Source organism: Longimicrobium sp. (assembly GCA_036389135.1).
In the GTDB taxonomy this organism is placed as follows: domain Bacteria; phylum Gemmatimonadota; class Gemmatimonadetes; order Longimicrobiales; family Longimicrobiaceae; genus Longimicrobium.
The window spans coordinates 23,616-29,722 of the sequence record DASVQP010000034.1 but is presented as its reverse complement, the minus strand read 5'-3'; the positions used below and the strand labels follow the sequence as shown (position 1 = coordinate 29,722).

Annotated in this window: 3 protein-coding genes; 2 read left to right on the top strand and 1 reads right to left on the bottom strand. The window is 59.2% G+C overall.

The genetic code is table 11. The features are described 5' to 3' along the window. Nucleotides 1-1,043 (top strand): hypothetical protein (locus tag VF584_08185; GenBank protein HEX8210151.1); only part of this gene is annotated, 1,043 nt, incomplete at its 5' end. A 501-nt stretch (nucleotides 1,044-1,544) separates the two neighbouring features. Here the strand turns inward: VF584_08185 and VF584_08180 are convergent. Continuing rightward, nucleotides 1,545-2,612 carry a hypothetical protein gene (locus VF584_08180; GenBank protein HEX8210150.1) on the bottom strand — a complete coding sequence of 356 codons (1,068 nt, stop codon included), beginning with the start codon at nucleotides 2,610-2,612 and terminating at the stop codon, nucleotides 1,545-1,547. Nucleotides 2,613-4,986: 2,374 nt separating this feature from the next. Between VF584_08180 and VF584_08175 the strand changes: the two genes are divergently transcribed. Further along, nucleotides 4,987-6,090, top strand: coding sequence for a hypothetical protein (locus VF584_08175; GenBank protein ID HEX8210149.1), 1,104 nt, complete (start codon nucleotides 4,987-4,989; stop codon nucleotides 6,088-6,090). Nucleotides 6,091-6,107 lie beyond the last annotated feature (17 nt).

The following is a 6,107-nucleotide window of genomic DNA, read 5'->3' as shown; positions in this document are numbered from 1 at the left end:
CGGCATGTACCTGCGTCTCTGACCCAAACGGAGCGGAATCATACCCGCGGATCGGGTTCGAATTGCGTAGCAACCGCTCCGTACGACGTTTTCCACGGCTACCCGATACCCGCTTTTCCGCTGTTTCCGGATGGAAACTAGCTCGTTTTGTTGAAGCGAGGGATCTCGCGAAATCCGGTGCCATCGCAATTCCGTCGGCTGTCCTAGAAGCCCGCGCTGCGATGATCGCGACCTCTGCAACAGAGCGCGCCAGGGCGCTCCGGACAGCGTGCCGCGACCCCAATGTTCGCCTGCTCGACGAAGAACAGAGCCACGCCTCGGCTGTCGCAGCCGAGCTGGACGCGATAGCCAGCACCGTGGGGTGTGGTACCCTTCCTGGCGACCTCCCGGCTTTGGATGAAGATTGGGGAAGGCTGGTTGCGATAGATGACGCTGTTGCGTGGGATCAGCTCAGGAATCATCTAGCCTGGAAGGTCCGCCACCCAGGTAGCTTGGCCATCCGAACACGGATGATCCGCACCGTCGATGCGACTCTGGTGGACGACCCTAATCCTACGCGCATCCGGATGCGTCCCGCAAAGCATTATCTCGAGCGGGTCGATTTTGCACTATATGCCTCCATGAGGTGTGGCGGTGCATCCCTTTCGGCGGCCGCGCGACGCGCGATGCACCTCGCGGGGTTGCTCCGTGACCCACGCCCATTCGCCTGGGCGCTCGCGCAAGATAGCGAAGCGTCGGCACACGACGGCATGGCTACGGTTCTCGGCTTCTTCGACGAGCCGGGAGCTCGCCGCTCGCTCGTCCGCTACATCCACGAGTACTTCGAGCATCGCGCGGGAACTGTGTTGGGAGTAGAGGCCGCTGTGTACGCCCTTGCCCGTTCTCCATTCGGCGGCTGCGCCACCACGTTGCAACTGGATGAGCGAGATGCCCTGCTGCGCACCCAATCCGACGCACTCGATTCTCGTGTGCGCTGGACTGCGTCCCGAGTCCTTAGGTCATGGGAACAGCAATGGGGACGAGAGCAGTTGCTCTGGCTGTAGGGATGCTGTTCTAAGCGGGGTTCGCGCAACGTATCCGCACGCGGAATGCTCGAAAGTGGATGGCTGCAAGGACGCTCGCGTCTGGAGTTGGCTATGTGGTGTGAAGCCACAATCAACCCCATAACGCTGGAATGCCTCAACGGACACCTTACTCAAAAGGTTGCATGGAAGCGAATACGACACGGCCCGACGCTACCACTCGTCGGGATGCATACAACGAGGAATTTGCCGTATGGTCCGCTGATTTGATAGCTCATACCCGAGAGTACAATGAGAAATCCGCGGGATTGTATCACCAATCCGGAGATCCAAACCCTTGGCCGTCCGATCAGGTTGTAGCGCTGAACATTGACAATGCGGCGCACACGACGGTTTGGAAGCGCGATATCTCTCGTGTTATGCAGGAGCTGCGCTGAGATGGCTTGGCGCTCTTGCTGACGCGGGGGTGATCACCACTGAGGAAGCATAAGATGCTGCTGGGTATCCCTGAGTGGGGATACGTCACCGTGTGGAGATCAGGCCATAGACGAAGCGGCCGCGACGTGCCGCGCAGACTCGGAGCGGCAGGGGAGAGAGGGGTCCACGTTGCGAGGTCTCCCACCACCCTTGATCCTCGTCCGCACTGAGCTCCAGATCCATGGGCGTGCTGTGGGCGTGGCTGAGCACGCACCCGTCGGGTACCCGGATGTTAGGATGCAGCTCAAACGTACGCCGTCCTGCGGCCGTATTGGAGATGCAGGTCACAACACGTAGCGCGGCACCACCGTCTACTGAAATTCCGAAACCCAAATCCTGCTGCGCGGAGCGGCGTGCTCGTGCTTCCGAAGCCTTCAGGCGTGGCTCAACCGTAAGGAGAGTGGTCGGAACGCGAGTGTACTCGATACTAGCCGTTGCGGCTGCAAGGAGGCTCGCCGTCGGAGTGGCGATGTCGCGAGCCGCCTCTACGACGCGGAAGGTAAGTTCTCCGGCACGCTCGATCTCGGCCCGGATCACCGGTTCGAAGAACGGCTGGTAAAAGGCCAGTTTGCCGGCGATGTGGTCCACCACCGATTCCAACGGATCCTTCCGGACTTCGGCACGTGTAGGCGTGCGCCGCAGAACCACAAACTCGAGCTGCTCAGGTTGGATGAGGAGGTGTGTGACTTCGTGCCACGCCGTGAAGTAGGCCCGGGAGGACCGCTCTCCTCTCGCGTCGATCACCAGCAGGAATCGACACGCGCCCGGCACCCATCCGTCGCGCGCGAGTGTGATCCCCTCCGTGCTTCCCTCCAGGAACTCTTCCCGGAGCCGCTGCGCGAGGTGTGGGTGAAAGTCAACCCATCGTTCTGCAATCCGCTCCACGTCCCCATCGCTGTCGATCATCTCAATCTTCGCGTGCAGTGAATTCGCGAGCGCCCTGCGGAGCGTGTCCAGATTGGTGATACGAACTAGCGCTCCGAGTTCCTCTTCATGCTGGCGCACCTTGTCCACCGCCAGTTCGCGAATCGCTTCCACGCAGTCACCCCGCGTGGAGAGGCCGAGCTCTTGGGCGAGACGAATCACCTTGGGATCGCGGGCAAGCGCCGTCATCCGAAGCTCCTTACTGAATCGGTGAACTGCGCAGCCACTCGCGGAGGGTGCGCCATTCTTCCTTGGTTCGGGTCCGCGCAGCATCCTCTCCCGAGGGGCTGCGCCTCGCAACCACCATCTCGTGATACTTAAGAACGTTGATGGTTTCGGCCACGGACCAGCCATCCTCATCCGCTACCTCGGCCAGCTGCGGGGGAAGGACCAGCGGCTGTCGAGCAGGCGGAGGTACGGCCAACCCTCCCTTCACTAGGTAGTCCATCGTAACACCCAGCGCCTCTGCTAACCGCAGCAACGCGTCGGCACCGGGCGTTCTCTTCCCGTTCTCCAGGTCACTGACGAACGGGACGCTGAGCTGTGCCTCCTCGGCAAGCCGCCGCTGCGTCCAGCCGAGCCGGTCCCGGCATTCAGCGACACGTCGTCCGAAGGCGGCAGGTGTGGCAGTCCCCATACTCTTGACTTAACGTATACGCTATGCGCATATTGTATGCGCGATGGAAGCCCCGTGTCTCAGGCCGAATATCGCTAACTCCCATCGTGGAAGCAATGTTCTCGGTGCCGGCCACTCTGGAGATGTTCGCACGGTGCCGGGGTCTATCAGCAGGGCGCTGATCAAACAATTCACCTTCCCGTACCACGCCGATTGAGGAGGATGAGATGGCCAACAACAAGACTACCGGTGCGAAGGCCGCGTCGAAGGCCCCGCAGACTCTCCGAAGTGGGGCGACTGGGAAAAGCTCGAAGGCCGCTGCTGGGAGCGCCCTCTCGCAGACCAGTGCTCCGGCCAAGGTAAGCTCCAAGGCTGCCGCTACCGCAGCTTCGAAGGTGTTGCGCGATGGGCGGTCGAGCCCAGCGAGCAAGACGGCTGCCGCCAGCACTCTGTCGCAGCGCACCGGCAAGAAGAAGTAGGGACGAAAGGTGTCACTGAGGAGTGAGGGGCCTCCATCGGCACTGGTTGGGAGGTCGTGCATGGATCTCCGAGAGCTGCACGAATTCGGAGAAGTGGCCGATCGCCTCGGTCGGCATGCAATCGAGCATGGGGGGTACATTGTTCCGGGACCTGCGTACCTCCCCGCTCAAACCCCATGGAAGGAGACACAGAAAAATGTCGCAGCAGAACCAGGGCTCAAAGAAGCCCGATCCTCAGCCCGATCACGGCAAGGATCACCGTCCGAAGCCACGTCCGGTAGACCCATCCACCCCGTCGAGCGTCTTCTAAACGAGGTGCTCAAACTCGAGGAGCTCTACGAGTACCATCCAAGCACAAGGGTGCTCGGTATCTCCTCGAACTGTCTGTACATGGTGGTGCCGGTGGGGCTGTTCAGGTCTCTGCCCCACCGGGCTCACCTCCTCGTAGAGATACCCATTTTTCATCCCGATCGCCTTGTCTGGCCGCGGGATCGACTCGGTGACCCCGTAGTCCCAGTTCCCGATGTCCGTGCCTGGGCATTTTGGGATGCAGGCATCCTGATCACCTCTCATCACACAAATCCCGATCTGAGCATTTGCGCCTGCATGCCAGGTGACTGGCAGTGGGGGGTGCATCCGCTCTACAAATACGTGGAGCTCTGCATGGTGTGGATCGGGAAGACGCTCCACACGCAACTCGTGGGGCGCTGGCCAGGCATCCAGCACTACTCACCGACCCTTTGTCTTCAGCGGAACCCAACGGAAGAGTATTGCCACTGTGGAACAAATCGACTCTGGCGGGACTGCCACATGGATGCGGATCGGGCCGGATCGGCGTACGAGCGAGTCGTAGCGGAGAAGAGAACGCACCTGATCTATCTCTCAAGAGTTCGGAGGCAGGGCCGCCCGGCGGGTCCGCCCATCTCATGGGGTGCTGGATCTCTCACGTTGAGATGACGGGGCATTAGGCATGGCCAGCGCTCAATCCAACTCCACGCCCTTCAAAAGTCCTCTAGCGAATGCTCGGAGGGACAGTTTGATTACGGGTCGATACCTAAGGAGACCAACGTTCACCTCACCCACGGATCACAAAGTGAGTATCTCACCAACCGAGCACTCTGATCTGCCAGCTTTTGAGCCCGCAGTGCGGGAGATCGCCTACTTTGTGCTAGAAGCTGGTCTCCGTGCATATCGACGAGAAGGACGTACTTTAGACTTCGAAAGGATGCCCATAGGTGACAGACGTCGGTTCTTCCGCCTGTGCCATCGCGGCTACGCTCGCGGGCAAGAACTATTGGTCCAGGCTCTTCTCGCAGTCAAGACTAGCAGGAGCAGTACGGCGGCGTCTCTCGCGAACGCGCGGCGGGAACGGGATCGTGAAGCCGCGTCTCGATTCAAGGCTATAGCCAACGTGTTAGAGAGCCGTGAAGCAGTCCTCCGCTCATTGGGGGATACAATCGCTGTGGCTATGTTTCAAGACGAGAAGTGGAAGATCCGGCGGTACATCCATCACGATAAACCAACGAGCATTTCTGAGGCTGCACTTGCCGCAGCGCTACGTCGTGCTCGTGCAAACAATCAATCCAACTCTCTTTCATTTTCCCTTATAACGGACATTACCTCCTGCATTCACGCAGGCGATATCCTAAAAATCGATTTCACCCATTCCCCTCCGGAAATCAGCACGGTGGAACTCAAAGAGGGACGCGTGAACGACGCGATTGGGAATCTGCTATCGCGCAATCCAAAGCCGAATGAGGAGGAACTCGCCGCACTTGAAGCCGAGTTCGGTAAAAAGGTTCGCAGGCAAGTGCGCCGTACGTTAGACCAACAAGCGCGGCTGTCTGCCACAGAAGGGGCGGTTGCGAGGGAGTACGGTGTTGACGTACGCACCGGGGTGAAATTCATCGCATCGCGTGAACACTTTCGTGTATCAAGTTGGGATGAAGAGTACTCACAGTTGATTGACGCTGCTGTTCAATCCGGATTTGCCGCTAGAGTTATTGACGATTCCCTAACTGTGGTAGCTTACATGGCCGGTGCAGCCGATGATGAGGCGGAGTTCATGAGTCACGTCTCCCCCTACATTGATGATGGAATACTTAACAGTGTCCACGGCATCGCTCGTGAGTCAACGTACGTTGACCTGCGGAATGCGTTGGAGCAGATGACCGACTTTCGTGAGTCGTTGCGAGCAGGCGAGTATCTAACACCATGGGTAATTCCTGTAGGAATAGACCGAATTCACGATGTTGTACATGGTCGGCTTATTGTAAAGCTTCACATTGATGGTACGAAACTCATCGAGCTATCGCGGAAGCTTGAGCAGCCGTTACGGTGGGCAACTAAACAGGAACTCGCGCCGTACGCAGAGACTCCAGCAGCCGCTCGGCCGGCGCGTTTCGGACGCGGTTCACTCGCGGCCGACAGAATTGGTAGCAAGATATTTGTCGGCGACGGTCTCTTGACTCGTGTGCTGTTTGATTTTACTAGGCCGTCGTCTCTGATTGGTTTGGTATACCACGAGACGGACCGAGCAGATCGCCTGCACGCGGATATTGTTGCTCGATAGAGCAGCGACTTGTACCA